The organism is Amycolatopsis sp. NPDC049688 (genome assembly GCF_040674975.1).
GTDB lineage: Bacteria > Actinomycetota > Actinomycetes > Mycobacteriales > Pseudonocardiaceae > Amycolatopsis.
Genome location: NZ_JBFANY010000001.1, coordinates 591,391 through 607,211, shown reverse-complemented (window position 1 = coordinate 607,211; position 15,821 = coordinate 591,391). Strand labels below are relative to the sequence as shown.

The 15,821-nt window shown below is 73.0% G+C and carries 16 protein-coding genes; 10 read left to right on the top strand and 6 right to left on the bottom strand.

Annotated elements, in window-relative coordinates; genetic code table 11:
* Together AB0J55_RS02665 and AB0J55_RS02660 are read left to right on the top strand one after the other, a co-directional pair.
* On the top strand, nucleotides 1-228 hold the full coding sequence (locus AB0J55_RS02665; protein WP_364241759.1) for a hypothetical protein: 228 nt from the start codon (nucleotides 1-3) through the stop codon (nucleotides 226-228).
* 64 nt (nucleotides 229-292) lie between these two features.
* Nucleotides 293-1,534 carry an MFS transporter gene (locus tag AB0J55_RS02660; RefSeq protein ID WP_364241756.1) on the top strand — a complete coding sequence of 414 codons (1,242 nt, stop codon included), beginning with the start codon at nucleotides 293-295 and terminating at the stop codon, nucleotides 1,532-1,534.
* Between the two features lie 135 nt (nucleotides 1,535-1,669).
* On the opposite strand, the gene AB0J55_RS02655 is transcribed toward AB0J55_RS02660, so the two are convergent.
* Together AB0J55_RS02655 and AB0J55_RS02650 are read right to left on the bottom strand one after the other, a co-directional pair.
* A complete protein-coding gene (locus tag AB0J55_RS02655) occupies nucleotides 1,670-2,299 on the bottom strand; it encodes a LuxR C-terminal-related transcriptional regulator (RefSeq protein ID WP_364241754.1) in 630 nt (209 codons plus the stop codon).
* Nucleotides 2,300-2,533: 234 nt separating this feature from the next.
* The gene (locus AB0J55_RS02650) at nucleotides 2,534-2,812 is read right to left on the bottom strand and encodes a LysR family transcriptional regulator substrate-binding protein (protein WP_364241752.1); all 279 of its coding nucleotides are present in this window, start codon (nucleotides 2,810-2,812) and stop codon (nucleotides 2,534-2,536) included.
* Between the two features lie 128 nt (nucleotides 2,813-2,940).
* Between AB0J55_RS02650 and AB0J55_RS02645 the strand changes: the two genes are divergently transcribed.
* From AB0J55_RS02645 to AB0J55_RS02630, 4 genes are all read left to right on the top strand, one after another.
* Entirely contained in the window at nucleotides 2,941-3,132 is a 192-nt protein-coding gene (locus AB0J55_RS02645) for a hypothetical protein (RefSeq protein WP_364241749.1), read from the top strand.
* Nucleotides 3,133-3,141: 9 nt separating this feature from the next.
* A complete protein-coding gene (locus AB0J55_RS02640; protein ID WP_364241746.1) occupies nucleotides 3,142-3,582 on the top strand; it encodes a hypothetical protein in 441 nt (146 codons plus the stop codon).
* A gap of 87 nt (nucleotides 3,583-3,669) precedes the next feature.
* Nucleotides 3,670-5,229: a long-chain-fatty-acid--CoA ligase gene (locus AB0J55_RS02635; RefSeq protein WP_364241743.1), complete on the top strand. Its 1,560-nt coding sequence runs from the start codon at nucleotides 3,670-3,672 to the stop codon at nucleotides 5,227-5,229.
* 182 nt (nucleotides 5,230-5,411) lie between these two features.
* Nucleotides 5,412-6,554 carry an MFS transporter gene (locus tag AB0J55_RS02630; RefSeq protein ID WP_364241740.1) on the top strand — a complete coding sequence of 381 codons (1,143 nt, stop codon included), beginning with the start codon at nucleotides 5,412-5,414 and terminating at the stop codon, nucleotides 6,552-6,554.
* A 9-nt stretch (nucleotides 6,555-6,563) separates the two neighbouring features.
* On the opposite strand, the gene AB0J55_RS02625 is transcribed toward AB0J55_RS02630, so the two are convergent.
* Entirely contained in the window at nucleotides 6,564-9,395 is a 2,832-nt protein-coding gene (locus tag AB0J55_RS02625; RefSeq protein ID WP_364241737.1) for an AAA family ATPase, read from the bottom strand.
* Nucleotides 9,396-10,296: 901 nt separating this feature from the next.
* Here AB0J55_RS02625 and AB0J55_RS02620 point away from each other — a divergent pair.
* The 3 genes from AB0J55_RS02620 to AB0J55_RS02610 all read left to right on the top strand — a co-directional run bounded on the left by AB0J55_RS02620 (nucleotide 10,297) and on the right by AB0J55_RS02610 (nucleotide 12,994).
* The gene (locus AB0J55_RS02620; protein ID WP_364241735.1) at nucleotides 10,297-11,259 is read left to right on the top strand and encodes an ABC transporter substrate-binding protein; all 963 of its coding nucleotides are present in this window, start codon (nucleotides 10,297-10,299) and stop codon (nucleotides 11,257-11,259) included.
* A 74-nt stretch (nucleotides 11,260-11,333) separates the two neighbouring features.
* The gene (locus tag AB0J55_RS02615) at nucleotides 11,334-12,008 is read left to right on the top strand and encodes a HEAT repeat domain-containing protein (RefSeq protein ID WP_364241732.1); all 675 of its coding nucleotides are present in this window, start codon (nucleotides 11,334-11,336) and stop codon (nucleotides 12,006-12,008) included.
* Nucleotides 12,002-12,994 carry a HEAT repeat domain-containing protein gene (locus AB0J55_RS02610; RefSeq protein ID WP_364241729.1) on the top strand — a complete coding sequence of 331 codons (993 nt, stop codon included), beginning with the start codon at nucleotides 12,002-12,004 and terminating at the stop codon, nucleotides 12,992-12,994. The genes AB0J55_RS02615 and AB0J55_RS02610 overlap by 7 nt, the downstream gene beginning before the upstream one ends.
* Nucleotides 12,995-13,015: 21 nt before the next feature.
* Here AB0J55_RS02610 and AB0J55_RS02605 read toward each other — a convergent pair whose 3' ends face one another.
* The 3 genes from AB0J55_RS02605 to AB0J55_RS02595 all read right to left on the bottom strand — a co-directional run bounded on the left by AB0J55_RS02605 (nucleotide 13,016) and on the right by AB0J55_RS02595 (nucleotide 15,322).
* Nucleotides 13,016-13,444 (bottom strand): peptidase inhibitor family I36 protein, encoded by a 429-nt coding sequence (locus AB0J55_RS02605; protein WP_364241727.1) that lies wholly within the window; start codon nucleotides 13,442-13,444, stop codon nucleotides 13,016-13,018.
* A 115-nt stretch (nucleotides 13,445-13,559) separates the two neighbouring features.
* Nucleotides 13,560-14,729, bottom strand: coding sequence for a helix-turn-helix domain-containing protein (locus AB0J55_RS02600; protein WP_364241724.1), 1,170 nt, complete (start codon nucleotides 14,727-14,729; stop codon nucleotides 13,560-13,562).
* Nucleotides 14,730-14,830: 101 nt separating this feature from the next.
* Nucleotides 14,831-15,322, bottom strand: a complete 492-nt coding sequence (locus AB0J55_RS02595; RefSeq protein WP_364241721.1) for a MarR family transcriptional regulator — start codon at nucleotides 15,320-15,322, stop codon at nucleotides 14,831-14,833.
* A 65-nt stretch (nucleotides 15,323-15,387) separates the two neighbouring features.
* Here AB0J55_RS02595 and AB0J55_RS02590 point away from each other — a divergent pair, with 65 nt between their 5' ends.
* Complete coding sequence (locus tag AB0J55_RS02590; RefSeq protein WP_364241718.1) at nucleotides 15,388-15,810, top strand: DUF6069 family protein; 423 nt, start codon at nucleotides 15,388-15,390, stop codon at nucleotides 15,808-15,810.
* The last annotated feature ends 11 nt before the right edge of the window (nucleotides 15,811-15,821 follow it).

Genomic DNA, 15,821 nt, shown 5'->3' with positions numbered 1-15,821 from the left:
ATGCTGCGCTACAGCCGGGCTTACCCGCCCGAGGCGGTCCGGGCGTTCGAGCCGGCGTCGGACTGGGTCGCCACGCACGCCGCAGAGGGACCGCTGTTCCTGTGGGATGACTTCAGCGTCACGGCCGACGCGTTCGCCGACGAACCGGCGTACCGCGACGAAAGCGCGGAATGGCAACGGTTCTGCCGCGAGCAGCTCCGGTTCGCCGTCCCGGGCGACGTGGGGTGATCGGGTGGCGGCGCCGGTGCGCCGCCACCCCCGTTTTTTCCGGGACCGCCCGAGGAGACCGCCGATGAGTGCCGACCACGAAACCACGGCCGCGAAGGACGTCGAGCCCCGCCCGTCGCCCTTCGCCCCGTTCCGCCGCCGCGCCTTCCGGATCCTGGTGGCCGGGCAGTCGCTGTCGACGCTCGGCGACATGGTGTACCTGGTCGCCCTGCCGTTCGTGATCCTCGGCGCGGGCTACGCGACGACCGGCCTGAGCATCACCCTCACCGGGTTCGGGGTGGCCCGCATCGTCACGGCGCTGCCGGGCGGCGCGCTGGCCGACCGGTTCGGCGCCCGGCCGGTGATGCTGGGCGCCGACCTGGCGCGGTGCGCGGCGCTGACCACGCTGACCGTCGCCGCCGTCCGCGGGGCACCGGGGCTGGGCCACCTGGTCGTCACCGGGATCGTGCTCGGCGCCTGCGAAGGCGCCCACATCCCCGCGTACCGCTCGATCACCCCGGCGCTCGTGCCGGACGCGGAACTGGCGGCGGCGAACTCCATCGGCATCGCGGCCAACCTGTTCGCGAACGTGATCGGGCCGCCGATCGGGGGTGTCCTGGTGGCGCTGGTGGCGCCGTGGCCCGCGATCGGGGCCGACGCCGCTTCCTTCGCCGTCTCCGCGCTCGCGCTGCTGGCCATCCACCGGGTGCCGGCGCCACCGGAGCGCCCCGCGGCCGCGGGATCCGGGTCCCTGCTGGGTTTCGTCCGTTCGTCGCCGTTGTACCGCACGGTCCTGCTCATGACGGTGGTCCTCGGCGCCTCGGTGGGCGGGACGCTGGAGGTGGCGCTGCCGGTCCTGGCCGGCACGCGTCCCGGCCTCGGCCCGGCGGGCTACGGCTGGCTGATGGCGGCCCTGGGGATCGGCATGCTGGGCGGCGGCGCCTCCGCGGGCGCACTGACCCACGGCCGCCGCCAGGGCCCGCTGGTCATCGCGGCTCTGGCGGTCAACGGCGGCCTCCTCGCCGCCCTGCCCCACGTGGGCGGCCTCGTCCCGATGGCGGTCACGATGGCGGTGGTCGGTGCCCTGGACGGGGTGCTGGCGGTCCTGGTGATGACGGCGACCCAGCGGATGCCACCCCCGCGGCTGCTGGCCCGCGCCCAGGGGCTGATCAGCCTGGTCACGTTCGCCATGTTCCCGCTGTCGGTCGCGGTGGCCGGGCTGGTGCTGCACCGGTGGTCCCCGGCGGCGATGTTCCACCTGACGGGTCTCGGCTTCGCCGCGGTGGCCGTGTGCGGGCTCGCCAGCCGCAGCCTCCGCCGCCTCTGACCGCCCTCACCCGAGCTCCGTGGCCGCGCGAGGCTGTTCCGCCTCACCGGGCCGGGCCTCACCGCCGCCGACCGCACCGCGCACGGACCCCGAGGCCGCGCAAGCCCTCCCGGCTGCGCGGCCGCCGGTGCCCCCTCACACGAGGCCGCGCTTGGCCGCCGCCACCCCGGCCTCGAACCGGCTCGATGCGTGCAGCCGGTCGCACAGGGCCGTCACGCGGCGCCGGTAGGTGCGCACCGAAATCTCCAGCCGGCGGGCCGCCTGTTCGTCCTTGAGGCCGGCCGACAGGCACCGCAGGATCCGGACCTCCAGCTGGGACAGCTGCGGCGGCACCACGCCGGCCGGTGACGCGGGCCGGGCCTGCTGGAACGCCCAGGCGGCCACCGCCAGCACGGCCGGTGCGCGCAGGACCGTGCGGTCCTGCCGCTGGGGGAACACCACGGCAATCGAATCGACCATGGCCAGCCAGGTCGTCAGCCCGGGCAGGATCCGCACTTCGACGCCCGGGAGATCCGCGGCGGGCGGCCGTTCGATCTGCAGCAGCTGCCCGGTCTGCGGGGATTTCCGCAACCACGACTCCTCGACCTCGTGCAGGCGGCGGAGGATTTCCCGGTCGGCGCGTTCGGCACCGGCGCCCCCTTCGGGGTCGTACCGCCCCAGCACGTCGTCGACCGCGGCGTGCAGCCGCGCGGCGAGATCGGGGCAGCCGGCTCTCTTGAGCGCCCAAGCGGTCTCCGCCGTCGGCACGTTCGCTTTTCCCAGCATCGATCCCCCTCCCCCAAGCCGGATCACCCGGCCGTTCCCGAAGATCGCCGCCGGTTTGACCGGGCAGGAAAAAGCACGAACCGCCCAAAACGGTTTTCGCAGTTCGCCGCACCCCAGCAGATCGACGATCGTAACACCACCATCGCATGGGCCGTCGACAATTCGTCGACAGTCCTTCGACGCGAACTTTGTTCCGGGAATACGCGCAATCCTTTTCCCGCCGGAAACGCCCGGTCACATCCGCCGGGCGAGATCGCGGGCGACGTCGAGCGCGATCTCCCGCGCCCGGACCGCGAGCGGGGATCCGGTGCGCCCGGCCGGCCGGTAGAGGGCCAATGAGCGGCTGGGCGACGGTTTCAGCGGGCGGATCCCGAGCTGCTCGTCGGAGAAGGCGTCGTGCGCGTGCAGGGCGAGCCACGGCAGCACCGCCCAGCCGATGCCCGCCCGCACCATCGACAGGATGGTTTCGTGTCCCGCGGTGCGGAACACGATCCGCGGCTGCGCTCCGGCCACCGCCGGTGGTGGGTGGGCGGCCAGGCGACCATCGGCACGTCGCCGAGCCGCCGCACCCCGGACCGGGCGCGGACGAGGCGATGGGCCGGGAACGGGCGCATCGCCTCGCCCGCCGCGATGAAGGTACCGTGGCCGCTGAAGGCGTGGCCGGACGTGCCCACCCGGTTCGTGCTGGGCAGCGAGGACCACTGCTTCCCGCCGGCGTTCCGGCCGCCGGGCGGCTCGGGCTCGTCGCGGACGAAATCGCCGCCGGGCACTGCGTCGCGCTCAGCCGTCCCGCGGAGCCGGCCGAACTCCTCGAGCGCTACCGGGCAGGCTAGGTTGCGCGCATGAGCCTTCTCGATGACGTCGCCGAACGCGACGGCTGGCGGTGCTGGGTGTGCGACGAACCGGTCGACCCCGGGATGTCGGTGAACGACCCGCGCGGCCCCAGCGTCGACAGCCGGACCGCGGACCGGAAGGCCAAGGTCGCCGAGCGGCTCGCGCACCGCGGGTGCAACACGCGCAAGGGTGCGGTCAAGGTGGTCATCCCGTGGCCGGACCGCCTGCACGTGGGCGACCCCGCGCCACTGATCACGGTGGCCGGGCGGCTGGAGCGCAAGGGCGGCCGGGAGACGGTCGCCCGCTGCCCGACCGAGCAGGACGCCCGGGAAGCGGCGGACTGGCTGGTCGATCGGTTCTCGCGGCTGGTGCCGGGGCTGCCCGTCACCGCCGGCGTCCAGCCGGGCGGCGGGCAGTTCCTCGTCGTCCTGGAGACCGGCCGCCGCTGACCGCTCGCGGCCGCGGTGGACCACGGCACCCGCGCCGTGCTAGAAGTAGAACGTGTTCCAGTTCTGCCGGTGCCGGGAGGTGCGGGGATGAGCGTCCCCACGGTGACCGAACTGCTGCTGGCCCGCGCCGGGGACGACCGGCCGGGCCTGCGGTTCGAGGACGAGACGTGGTCCTGGGCCGAGCACGTCCGGGCGTCGGCGCGGCAGGCGGCTGGCCTCCGGCAGGCGCTGCGCTGGGACGAACCACCGCACGTCGGCATCCTGGCCGACAACGTCCCGGCGTTCTCCGTGCTCCTGGGCGCCTGCGCGTTCGCCGGGGCGGTGCTGGCCGGGCTCAACCCCACCCGGCGCGGCGCGGCCCTCGCGCGGGACATCCGGCTCGCCGACTGCCAGATCGTGCTCACCGAGCCGAAGTACCGGCCGCTGCTGGACGGACTGGACCTCGGCCGGACCAGGGTGCACGACCTGGGTTCGTGGCCGGCGCCGGCGGAACCGATCGACCCCGTCCCGGCGTCCCCGGACGACCTGCTCATGCTGATCTTCACCTCCGGCACCAGCGGCGATCCGAAGGCCGTGCGCTGCACGCACGGCAAGATAGCGTTTCCCGGGGCGATGCTCGCCGAACGCTTCGGGCTGTCCACATCGGACACGGTCTACGTCACGATGCCGATGTTCCACTCCAACGCCATCATGGCCGGCTGGGCCGTCGGCCTGGCGGCGGGCGCGGGCATCGCCCTGCGCCGCCGCTTCTCCGCGTCCGGTTTCCTGCCCGACGTGCGGAAGTTCGGCGCGACCTACGCCAACTACGTCGGCAAGCCACTGTCCTATGTGGTCGCGACGCCCGAGCGCCCGGACGACGCGGACAACCCGCTGCGCCTCGTCTACGGGAACGAAGGCGCGGCCGCGGACCTGCTCGCGTTCGAGAAGCGCTTCGGCTGCAAGGTCGTCGACGCGTTCGGCTCCACCGAGGGCGGCGTGGGGTTCGCCCGCACCGACGACACCCCGCCCGGCTCACTCGGCCGGCCGGCCGCCGACGTGGCCATCCTGCACCCGGAGACCGGCCGCCCGTGCCCGCCGGCCGAGTTCGCTCCCGACGGCCGGCTGGCCAACGCCGGCGAAGCCGTCGGCGAACTGGTCAACACCGCGGGCGCCGGCTGGTTCGCCGGGTACTACCGCGACGCGCAAGCCGACGCGGAGCGCCTGCGCGACGGCCGGTTCCACACGGGCGACCTGGCCTACGCCGACGCCGACGGCTACTGCTACTTCGCCGGACGGCTCGGGGACTGGCTCCGCGTCGACGGGGAGAACCTCGGCACGGCCCCGATCGAGCGCATCCTGCTGCGCCACCCGTCGATCACCGACGCCGCGGTCTACGCGGTCCCGGACCCGGTGACCGGAGACCAGGTGATGGCCGCCATCGTCACCGGCGGCGCACCCCTGGACCCGGCCGAGTTCGGCCGGTTCCTCGCCGGCCAGCCCGATCTGGGGCCCAAACAGGTGCCGAGGTACGTGCGAACGGTCCAGGAACTGCCCCGGACTTCGACGTTCAAAGTCGTCAAGCGGCAGCTGTCCGCCGAGGGCCTGAACTGCGCCGACGTCCTCTGGGAACGCACCGGACGGGACATCGCCTACACGAAGGCCGGGTAGGGCGTCCCGGCTTCTCTCGTGCCGATGCACGCTCATCCGCAGAGCCATCGGAACACCCCATATCCCTGCAAAGACAACAAAACCTCGGACATCGGTCACCTGACGGATGTCTGCGCACCCGGCTCCCGAGAAACATTGCTTTACGGAGTTCACCGCTCCGGCCTCGACGACGAGGAGGAGCGATGTCTCGTGCTACCACCACCGTCTCCACCCTGGTGATCTTCGTTCTCGCCGTCAACCTGCGGCCTGCCGTGACCAGCCTGGGTGCCGCCCTTCCCGACATCTCCGTCGCCGGCAATTTCGTCGGCGCGGTGCTGGTCGCCCTGCCCTTGTGGGCCATCGGCCTCGGCGGGTGGGCGACCCCGTGGCTGTGCAGCAGGGTGGGACCGCACCGGACCGTCAGCGTCGCCCTCGTCGGGCTGGTGCTTTCGCTGGCCGGCCGGGTGCTCGGCGGGCCGGTCGAGCTGCTGGCCGGGACCGCGCTCGCGTGCCTGTCCATCGCCGTGCTCGGCACCATGTTGCCGCTGCTGGCCCAGGGTTCCGCCGCCTTCACCTTCGGGCTCGGCTTCGGGAGCACGGCCGGTGCGCTGGTCACCCCCACGGCCGTCATGACCTCGTCCTGGCGGGTGGCCCTCGGGGTGTGGGCGACCGCGGCGCTGGTGGCCCAGCAGGTCTGGCAGCGCACCCCGGGCGAATTCGGGTCGCCGCGGCCCGCCTCCGGGGCGGCGCCCGCCACCGCCCTGACCATCCACTTCGGACTGATTTCGACGGTGACGTTCCTGGTCATGGGCTGGCTGCCCGGAATTCTGCGCGACGCCGGGGTCCCGCCGACGACCGCCGGGGCGTGCCTCGCGCTGTCCATGGCCATGGGATTGCCCATGATGTGGCTGGTACCGGGCTGGACCCGCCGCTGGCGCAACCAGACCCTGCTCGTCGTCGCGCTGGCCACGCCCAACGTCATCGGGGTGGGCGGCCTGCTCATGGCCCCCGCGGCCGCGCCGTGGCTGTGGGCCGCGGCCACCGGCACCGGCATGGGCGCGCTCGCGTTCGCCCTGACCACCGTTTCCCTGCGCAGCAAGGACAGTTCCCTGTCGCTGTCCGCCGTGGTCCAGGGCTTCGGGTACCTCATCGCCGGCTTCGGCGTGCTGGCCTGCGGCTGGCTGCACACGAGTACCGGCACCTGGCGGACCCCGCTGCTGCTGGTACTGGCGGTCCTGATCGGCCAGGTCCTCAGCGGGCACTTCGCCGTTTCCCGCCCGACGACGCTGGTGGTGCCGCCGCTTTCCCTGCCGCGCCAGGGGGACGCGCCCGAGCTCGGGGTGTGACCCCGCGGCTCAGCCGGAGGCGGACTGGTGCCGGGCCGCCTCCCGGGCGATGTCGATGCGCGAGTGCACCTCGAGCTTGGTGAGGATGTGCGAAACGTGCGTGCCGACGGTGCGCGGGGACAGGTAGAGGCGACCCGCGATCTGCGGGTTCGACAGGCCTTCGACGACGAGTGCGGCGATCCGGCTCTCGGTCGGGGTCAGGCTGTCCCAGCCGCGCGTGGCCTTCCGGTGCTTCACCGTCGGCCCACGGCGGATGCCGAACGCGCGGAACAGGGCGCGCAGCCTCGCCACGTCCCACTGCGCGTCCAGCCCCGAGTAGAGGTCGATGGCGTGGGTGAAGGCGGCCCGGGCCGAACCGCGGTCTTCGGACCGTGCTTCGGCGAAGGCGACCGCGGCGGCTTCTAGCGCCTTGGCCCGCGACAGCGGGCGGCCCGCGTCGCGGTAGCCGTCCGCGGCCCGCAGCAGCATCGTGCCGTCCCGTTCCAGCAGCCCGCGGCAGTACAGGACGAGCGCGCGGCGGTGCGGAACCGCGGACTCGGCGCCGATCGCGCCCACCCGGGCCTCGATCTTCGCCGCGGCCCGCTCGTCGCCGATCGCCGCGGCCAGCCGGGCGGCGTCCCCCAGCAGGTCCTCCCCCGTGTCTTCGCCGGCCGGGACGGCGGTCAGCACCGCGAGCGCGCGCTCCGGGGCGCCGGCGTGCTCGAACGCGAAGCTTCTGGCCCGCACCAGCGGTTCCACGACCTCGTCGCCGATGTGTTCGGAGTACAGCGCCGCGATGTCGAGGTGCCGGCGGGCCGCCGCCGTCTCGCCGCGGTGGAAGTGGATGATCGCCGCGACCCCGTGGTCGCAGCACACCACGTTCGGCTCCTTGCGGTCGTCCGGGACGACGTCCACCTCGGCGAGCGCGTCGTCCCACCGGCCGGCGGCCAGCAGCAGCTGCCCGAGCGCGCTCTGGGCCTGGGCCAGCCGCGCGATGCTGCCGGTGCGGTCGGCCAGTTCGCGCGCCTGGCCGGCGGCGGCGAGCGCGTCGGGGTAGCGGTCGAGCGCGCCGAAGGTGACCGACTGGTTGATGCGCAGCTGCAGCGTGAGGTCGATCAGCGCGGGGTCGCCCCGCACGATCGCCATCGCGCGCTCGAACAGCGGCAGCGCTTCGGACCACTCGCCCCGCGACATCGCGACCAGGCTCAGCACGTGCAGCGCCCACCCGGTCGCCCAGCGGTCTTCGACCGGGCCGAGTTCGTCCAGCGCCGCGGTCGCGACCCGGCGTGCGGTGTCCATCTCCCCCACGTAGCGGTGGGTGCGCGCGATGAGCACCAGCAACCGGGCCCGGTGCCGCGCCTGCAGCCCGGGCTGGGTCAGGGCGTGCTTCAACGAGGCCAGGTATTCGGCGGCCCGGCCGGTCCGCCCGCGGCACTGGACGACCGTCGTGTGCAGGTCGACGCGCACGTCGGGGTCGCGCACGCGGTCCAGTGCGCGGCAGGCGATCCGCTCGGCCTGGGCGATGTTGTCCAGCTGGTAGTAGGCGTCGGCCAGCCGGCAGGCCAGCGCGCCGGTCACGGCGTCGTCGAGCGGGGTGTCCCGCACGGCCCGGCGCAGCAGGGCGACGGCGACGACGGGCGCCTGGCCGATCAACGGCATCGCCACTTCGAGCAGCCACTGCACCGCCCAGGCCGGCACCGGCACCCGGCTGTCCGTTGTGGACACCATGGGCAGCAGCTGCCGGGCGACCCGCTCCACCGGGGCCTTCGCCTCGGCCAGCGCCCACGCCGCGTCCTGGTGCCAGGCGATCCGCACCGCCGTCGGCATTTCGTCGTACAGCGCCCCGCGGATCAGCGGGTGCCGGAACTCCAGGTCGTCGCCCGCCGCCACCAGCACCCCGGCGGCGCGCGCCTCGTCGAGGGCGGGCAGCAGGGCGGCGAGCGGGGACTTCGTCACCGTCACCAGGTCCTCGACCGAGAAGCCGACGCCGAGCAGCGCCGCGGCCCGCAGCACGCCCAGCGTCGATTCGGAGAGGAAGCCCAGCCGGTCCGCGATCGCTTCCGGCAGGGAGTCCGGCGTGGCCGCACCGGTCAGCTCCACCACGCCCGCGGTGTCGACCTCCAGGCGCGAGCTCCGGGCCAGCGCGTCGACCAGTTCGGTGAGGTACAACGGGTTCCCGGCCGCGCCGTCGGCCAGCCGCGCCAGTTCGGCGCCCGGTTTGCCGCCGGCCAGCGCGGCCACCAGCTCGAGCACCGCCGGATCGGCCAGCCTGCCCAGCCGCAGCCGCTCGCCCGGCCCGACGATCCGGAAGAGCGAGCGCAGGTCGTCGCGGCGCGGCACCGGGCGCAGCACGCCGACCAGCAGCAGCGGCAGCTGCCGGACCGAGCGGGCCAGCCGGCTCCACACCGCCACCGTCGTGCGGTCGGCCCACTGCAGCTCGTCGACGACCAGCACGGCCGGCTCGTCCTGGCAGAGCTCGTCCACCAGCGCGATCAGCTGCTCGGCGGCCGCGGCGGCGAGGTCGGCGCCCTTGCCCGCGACGGCGCCGCCGCCCAGCAGCTCGGAGATGGCGTCACGACGGGGATCCCGGGTGACCGGGGTGATCTCCAGTGCGTCCAGCAGCGGCAGCAGCGGCAGCGCCTGCCCGAGTTCGTCGCCGGCGCCCCAGTACACCTGGCAGCCCGCCTCGGTGGCGGCCACGCAGGCGGACCGGACCAGCGCGGACTTGCCGATCCCGGGTTCGCCGTCCACCAGCACGGCGCGGCCCCGGCCGTCGGCGACGTCACGGATCCAGCCGACCAGCCGGGACAGTTCGTCGTCCCGGCCGACCAGCAGCTCTGTACCCTCCGTGAGCGGTCGCACACGGCGATTTTAGAAGTAAAACCTGTTCCCCAACAAGAGGTGCACCCGGTCAGGGCGGAACTTCTACCGTTAGTCGAGACTTCGGCTCGGGGAAACATCCCATTCGATAAATGCGCCGATTCGTGATCCGGGCGTGATTCCACCGCGGGGTCGCGGAAGCTCGGGATCCGCTCGCCCCGGCCCGGACAAACGACCGGACGGCGGGGGTTGCCCCCGCAAAGTCCCTTGTCGGCAAGAACATCGGCCTCACATCCGCAGCCGGGACGGCTTCCCGGCCGCAGCAGGCCGCCGCAGGGAAGCGGGGGTGTTCGACGTTTTCGACGCCACCGGGGCGCCTCTTGCCCCCACCGCAAACGACCTTCGCGCGAATACGGGCGGTGACGACGGCCGGATTCGATATTGCCGGACCGTCCTCCCCGGATTTGCCGTGGTTCCGTTGTTTTCCGCGCCGCCGCGCCGTCCCCGGCTACGGTTTCCGCACCCCGCCGGACCGGTTCACGCACCGTGACGGCCGGCCGCGGCCCGCGGCCGGACCGGTCCAGACCAGCAGCCGCGCCCGCCGTCCCACCGGCCCGATCCCCCGGTCCGGACGGGCCGCCGTCCGGAATCGGTGGCTCGTGAACCTTTCCGCCGCGGCAATTCGTAGCGCTCCTCGATATCGGCGGACAAAGCACAAGATCGTCGATCACGTATCCGTGCCGCCATTCTGGTGAAACCCTGCCTCCGGCGCACATCACGCATTGTCAAGCGCAGGACGGGTGCCTACAGTGGCCAGCTTGATGCCGGGGAGTGAATCACCCACCTGTCCGGTATTCGGTACACCGACTCTCATCTCCTTCGAGGAGCATGCCTTGTGTTTGGAATCGTCAGGAGCAGTCGCCGGGGTCGCGCTCGCCACGCCGTGCTCGCCCTTGCGGCCCTCACGGCCGTCTCGGGCTGCGGCGCGCTCGGCGCGGACAGCTCGAGCTCCGCATCGACCGGCAGCGGCCTGGAGAAGGCGACGCTGAAGGTCTCGATCCTGCCCACCACGGACCTGGGACCGTTCTGGCTGGCCCAGGACAGCGGCTACTTCCAGGCCGAGGGCCTCACCGTCGAGTCCGTCGTCGCCGCCAGCGGCCAGGCCTCGCTGGCGAAGTCGATCTCGGGTGAGGCCGACATCGCGTTTTCGACCTACCCGCCGTTCTTCACCGCACGCAGCAGCGGCGCCGCCGACATGGAACTGGTCGCCGACGCGACGTCGGTCAACCCGAAGTCGAATGCGATCGTCACGGTTCCGAATTCGCCGGTGAAAACAATCTTCGACCTGGCGGGCCGGAAGATCGCCATCACGGCCAAGAACACCGCGTCCGATCTTCTGACCCGTTCGGTGATGCAGGACCACAACGTGGATTACGGCAAGGTGAAATGGGTGCTGATCCCGTTGCCGAACATCGCGGCAGCACTGCAGCAGGGTGAGGCCGACGCCGCGTACCTGCCGGAACCGTACGTCACGCAGGCCGCCAAGACGGCCGGCGCGATCCCGGTGGTCGACATCAACACCGGCGCCACCCAGGACTTCCCGCTGACCGGCTACGGCGCGACGAAGACCTGGGTGCGGGAGCACCCGAAGACGCTCGCCGCGTTCCAGCGGGCGATGCAGAAGGCCACCCACGAGGCCCTGATCGACCGCGCCAAGGTCGAGCCGCTGCTGGTACGGTTCGCCAAGATCGACGAGGACACCGCCAAGCTGCTCACGCTGCCGGGGTACGGCTCGATCCTGGACGCCCGCCGCCTGCAGCGGGTGCCGGACCTGCTGCTGCAGCTCGGCGCCATCCCGTCGCCGATCGACGTGAACTCGATGATCGCGCCCCAGGCCGGCAGATGATGACCCGGTGGTGACCACCCCTCGTCCCGCGCTTGACCTTGACACTGTGACAAGGTCTTCACTGCGGGGAGGAGGTGGTCACCATCAACCGCACACCCGAAACGCCCCTGCTCGACGCGCTGGGCGCCGCGAACCCGTCGGCCCGGCTCCAGGCCGCGCTGGCGGCCGGCACCCAGGCCGACCCGGGGCTCGCCGGCCCGCTCGTGGCCCGGTGCGCCGTGGAGCCGGACTTCTTCGTGCGCGACATGCTCACCTGGGCCCTGACCCGCCTGCCGGCGGAGGTCACCGTGCCCAGGCTCGTCGAGGAGCTCCGGTCCCGGCGCGCGCAGGCCCGCAGCCAGGCGCTGCACACGCTGTCCAAGATCGGCGACCGGACGGCGTGGCCGTCGATCACCCGGTCGTTGCTGCACGACCCGGACGACGAGGTCGCACGCAGCGCGTGGCGGGCCGCCGTCGTCCTCGCGCCGCCCGGCGCCCGGGGCGAGCTGGCGGCGGATCTGGCGCACCAGCTCGGCCGGGGTGACCGGGCCGTGCAGCTGAGCCTGAGCCGGGCCCTCGTCGCCCTCGGCGACGCGGCCGAGCCGGCCCTGCGGCCGGGTCTGGCGAGCCCGGACGAGGGCGTGCGCGCACACGCCCGGGCCACGCACCGGCTCCTGCAGGATCCGGACGCGGCTTTCGACCTGGCCGTCGACGAGGCGAAGCGGATCGTCGCGCTCGGCCCGGACCGGGCCGCGGAGACCGCGTGCTGATCGGCGAGGTGGCCCGCCGGTCCGGGGTGAGCACGCGGATGCTGCGGCACTACGACTCCCTCGGGCTGGTGCGGCCGACCGGCCGCACCGTCGGCGGCTACCGCGAGTACTCCGAGGCGGACATCCGCCGGATCTTCCACGTCGAAGGGCTGCGCTCGCTGGGGATGTCGCTGCGGCAGGTCGCCCGGGCGCTGGCGGATCCCGCGTTCACGCCGTCCACGCTGGTCGGCGACCTCATCCGGCGGACCGAAGACCGGTTGCGGCGGGAACAGGAGCTCCTGGAGCGGCTCCGGGCGATCGACGCCTCGGAGCCGTCCGGCTGGGACGGCGTCCTGCACGTCGTCGAGCTCCTGCACGGGCTCGATTCGCCCAGTCCGTCACGACGGCAGCAGGCCGCGCTGGCGCCGATCGAGGACGTGCCGCTGCTGGCCAAGGCGGTCCTCACCGAGGCGCACCCGAACGTCGCCGGCGCCCTGCGCTGGGCCCTCGCCCGCGCGGGCGCCGACGGCGTGGCGGGCGTGGCCGCCGGGATGCGCTCGGACGACGCCGCCGTCCGCCGCCGCGCGGTGCGGGCGATCGCCGAGCTCCCCGGCGACGAGGCCACCGCGATCCTCGCCGGCGCCCTCGACGACCCGGACCCGGACGTCCGCCGGCACGCCGCACTGGCCGCCGGCCGGCGCGGCACGACCGCCGCCGTCGACGTCCTCGTCGCCATGGTGGCCGAGGGCACCAACGACGTCGAAGCGGCGGAAGTGCTCGGCACGCTGGCCGGGGATCCCGGGCAGGGCGAACGGATCCTGGACGCGCTGGCCGGGGAACTCACCGGGGGCGCGGCGGTGCGGATCCGGGTGGCCCAGGCGCTCGCGGAACTCCCGGGGCCGCTCCCGCTGGCCCTGCTGCGGCAGCTGGGCGACGACGAGGACCGGGCGGTCGCGCTCATCGCGTCGGCCCTCGCGGACGCGCTCGGCGAGCGGCCTGCGCCGTGAGGGTGCCGGCGGGGACGCCGGTCAGCAGGGGCCGATCGAGGACGCCTGGTCGTTCGGGTTCTTGCCGACGTAGCTGGAGGCCGTGCCCGCGGACATCAGCGTGGCGTCGCGGCCGACGTAGTCCTCGTTCCAGTACCAGCAGTACACCTGGCCCGTGTTGTTGACCCACGAGCTCAGCTGGTCGGACCACGTGCCGTCGTTGTTGTTGTGCTTGGAGCTGCGGCAGCCGGGGCATTCGTACGCACGCAGGTCCGCGTAGGCCGCGCCGGCCGGGATGGCCAGTACCGTTCCCCCGAAGTCCTTGTGCTCGTAGAGGCAGACGGAATTCGCCGGGCACGAGGCGAGCACCGAGGCCGGGATCGCGGACGCTGCCGCGATACCCGGAACAGCCAGGAAAACGGCGGCGCCGATGCCCGCGAGAGCGGCGATGCGGGTTCCGAATTTCGACATCTGCTATTACTCCCCTTTGGTGGCCGGTGATGTCGGCGAGCCTAACCGTCACCACAGGGGAATTGCGTTGTCACATCTCGCAAAACCCGATCACCGCAGTTGGCACGACGCGCAATCAGGCGTAGGCACCGGCCTGCAGGCGGGCGACGGCCGCGGTGAGGATGCGGATTCCCTTCGCCGAACCGGGGTCGATGCCGGTGACCTCCCGCACCCGCCGGAGGCGGTAGTCGAGGGTGCGCGGGTGGACGTGCAGCCCGACGGCGGCGCGGAGCCGGTTCATGTCGTTGCGGTAGTAGGCGTCGAGCGTCGCCACCAGGTCCGGGCCGTTCGCCAGCCGCCGCGCCACGTCGCGCAGCCACTGGTCCACCTCGGGCACCCGCACGACGCCGAGCTCGACGAAGACGTCCCCGATCCCGGACAGCACCTGCGGAACCCGCTGCACCGGCGCGACTTCCGCGATCTGGCGAGCCATCGACACCGTCCCCGCCAGCCGGGCCGCCGGACCGGCCGCGACGCCGACGCGGCACGCTCCCGCCACCGCCTCGGCGATGTCGCGCACCACGGCCAGCGCGTCGTCCCCCGGTGTCTCCTCCCGGGCGCAGACGGGCAGCAGCACGAGCAGCTCGTCCGGGCGGCGCCAGGCGATCGGCACCGTGTGCAGCTTGAACACCGACTCGACGAGGTCGTCGGCGTCGTCGTCCCGGCCCGGCGGGCGGCCGGGGAACCGCAGCACCACGGCGACGTAGTGGTCGTGCAGGCAGACACCGAGGTCGTGCGCGAGGCCGGGCGCCGACAGGTCGCCGGCCAGCAGCAGGTCGACGAGGTCGTGCAGCCGCTTGCCCACCGAAAGCCGCAGCCGCTGCACGGCCAGGTAGCCGTCGAGGTAGCAGCCGCTGCCCCGGGCCCCCTGCGCACCGAACCAGGCTGTGAGGCGGAGCAGTTCTTCGAGGTCGTCCCCTTCGGCCACCTCGTTGATTTCGTGCAGCATCAGGGTGGCGTGCAGGGCGAGGACGTGCTGCGCCGCGCCGGTGGACAACCCTTCTTCGGCCCGTTTCCGGCCGATGTCCCCGATGAACGCCAGGTCTTCGTCGGAAAGGCAGCGGCCGTCCCGGACCAGTTCGACGGTGTGCCGGCGGAACCACACCGCGTAATCCAGCATTTCGGCCCGCGATCGCGGATTTTCGGCCCGCATCCGGTATTCCGGCAGCTCGCGTTCATAGGCGGTCAGCTCGGCGCGCGCGTTGGCGTCCGAGCGTTTCATCAGTTCTTCGAGCAGGCCACTCATCCCGATCCGTCCTCCCCGTCAGACGATCAGAGCGGCTCGACCCGGCCGAGGTCCGGCACCGTCGGCCCCCCGCCCGTCCATCGACGGGCGATGTCGTTCCGTTACGGGCGGGGGTCGAGGATCTCCGTCGGCAGTCCCAGCTTTTCGACGATCCGCGCGACGGCGTCACCGAGCCGCACGAAGTCCTCGCCGAGGGGATCGACCACCAGGCGGCGCACGGTCGCGACGTGCGCCGGCGCCGACGCCGCCAGGTGCGCGCGGCCGGCGTCGGTCAGCGTCGCGGTCGTGAACCGGCGGCCCTGGCCGGTGCAGACCCGGCGCGTCACCCAGCCCCGGTCCTCCAGGCGCGCCACGGCGTGCGAAATCCGGGGCAGCGATCCGTTGGCCATCTCCGCGATTTCGCTCATCCGCAGGGTTTCCTCCGGCACCGCCGACAGCCGGGCCAGGATCATGTAGCCCAGCAGCGTCAGGTCGGCGTCGCGCAGCAGCTGGCTTTCCAGCGCCCCCGGCAGGGTGAGCAGCACTTTCGCCAGGGTGATCCACGCCCGCCGTTCGTCTTCGGCGAGCCAGCGCACGGGCTCCTCTTCGCTCACAGCCTTGACTTTAACACGCAACCCAACCTACCGTTTGGGTTGAACACGCAACCCAAGGAGGAGCGATGTCGACCACCCCCAAACCCACCGCGATCACGGCTCTGCGCCTCGGCTTCGCGCTCCTGGCGGCGGCCGCGGTGAACACGGTCATCGCCCTCGGGGCGCTGTCACTGGACGACGGCGGCATCGGCATGGGCCTGTCCCCCGCGTCCTACCTGCCCGCCACGGCGGTCGGCCTGCTGCTGGGCACGGTCGGCTGGTTCGTGATCGCCCGCCGGGCGCCGCAGGCGCTGCGCGTGGTGGTCCCCGCGGTCCTCGTCCTGACGTGGGTCCCTGACCTGCTCCTGTTCACCGCGGGCGCCACGGCCGCCAACGTCTTCGGGCTGATGCTGATGCACCTCGTCGTCACCACGGCGGTGGTCGCGGCCCTGCGCCCGACCCTCCAGCCGGCCGGGCACGGCGTCCAGACGGTCCGGACCACCGAATAGCCGAGTGATGC

Bases quoted from the DNA above. Each gene is read 5' to 3' on its own strand.
- AB0J55_RS02665 (WP_364241759.1), top strand. From the start codon at position 1: ATGCTGCGCTACAGCCGGGCTTACCCGCCCGAGGCGGTCCGGGCGTTC.
- AB0J55_RS02660 (WP_364241756.1), top strand. From the start codon at position 293: ATGAGTGCCGACCACGAAACCACGGCCGCGAAGGACGTCGAGCCCCGC.
- AB0J55_RS02655 (WP_364241754.1), bottom strand. From the start codon at position 2,299: ATGCTGGGAAAAGCGAACGTGCCGACGGCGGAGACCGCTTGGGCGCTC.
- AB0J55_RS02640 (WP_364241746.1), top strand. From the start codon at position 3,142: ATGAGCCTTCTCGATGACGTCGCCGAACGCGACGGCTGGCGGTGCTGG.
- AB0J55_RS02635 (WP_364241743.1), top strand. From the start codon at position 3,670: ATGAGCGTCCCCACGGTGACCGAACTGCTGCTGGCCCGCGCCGGGGAC.
- AB0J55_RS02630 (WP_364241740.1), top strand. From the start codon at position 5,412: ATGTCTCGTGCTACCACCACCGTCTCCACCCTGGTGATCTTCGTTCTC.
- AB0J55_RS02605 (WP_364241727.1), bottom strand. From the start codon at position 13,444: ATGTCGAAATTCGGAACCCGCATCGCCGCTCTCGCGGGCATCGGCGCC.
- AB0J55_RS02600 (WP_364241724.1), bottom strand. From the start codon at position 14,729: ATGAGTGGCCTGCTCGAAGAACTGATGAAACGCTCGGACGCCAACGCG.
- AB0J55_RS02590 (WP_364241718.1), top strand. From the start codon at position 15,388: ATGTCGACCACCCCCAAACCCACCGCGATCACGGCTCTGCGCCTCGGC.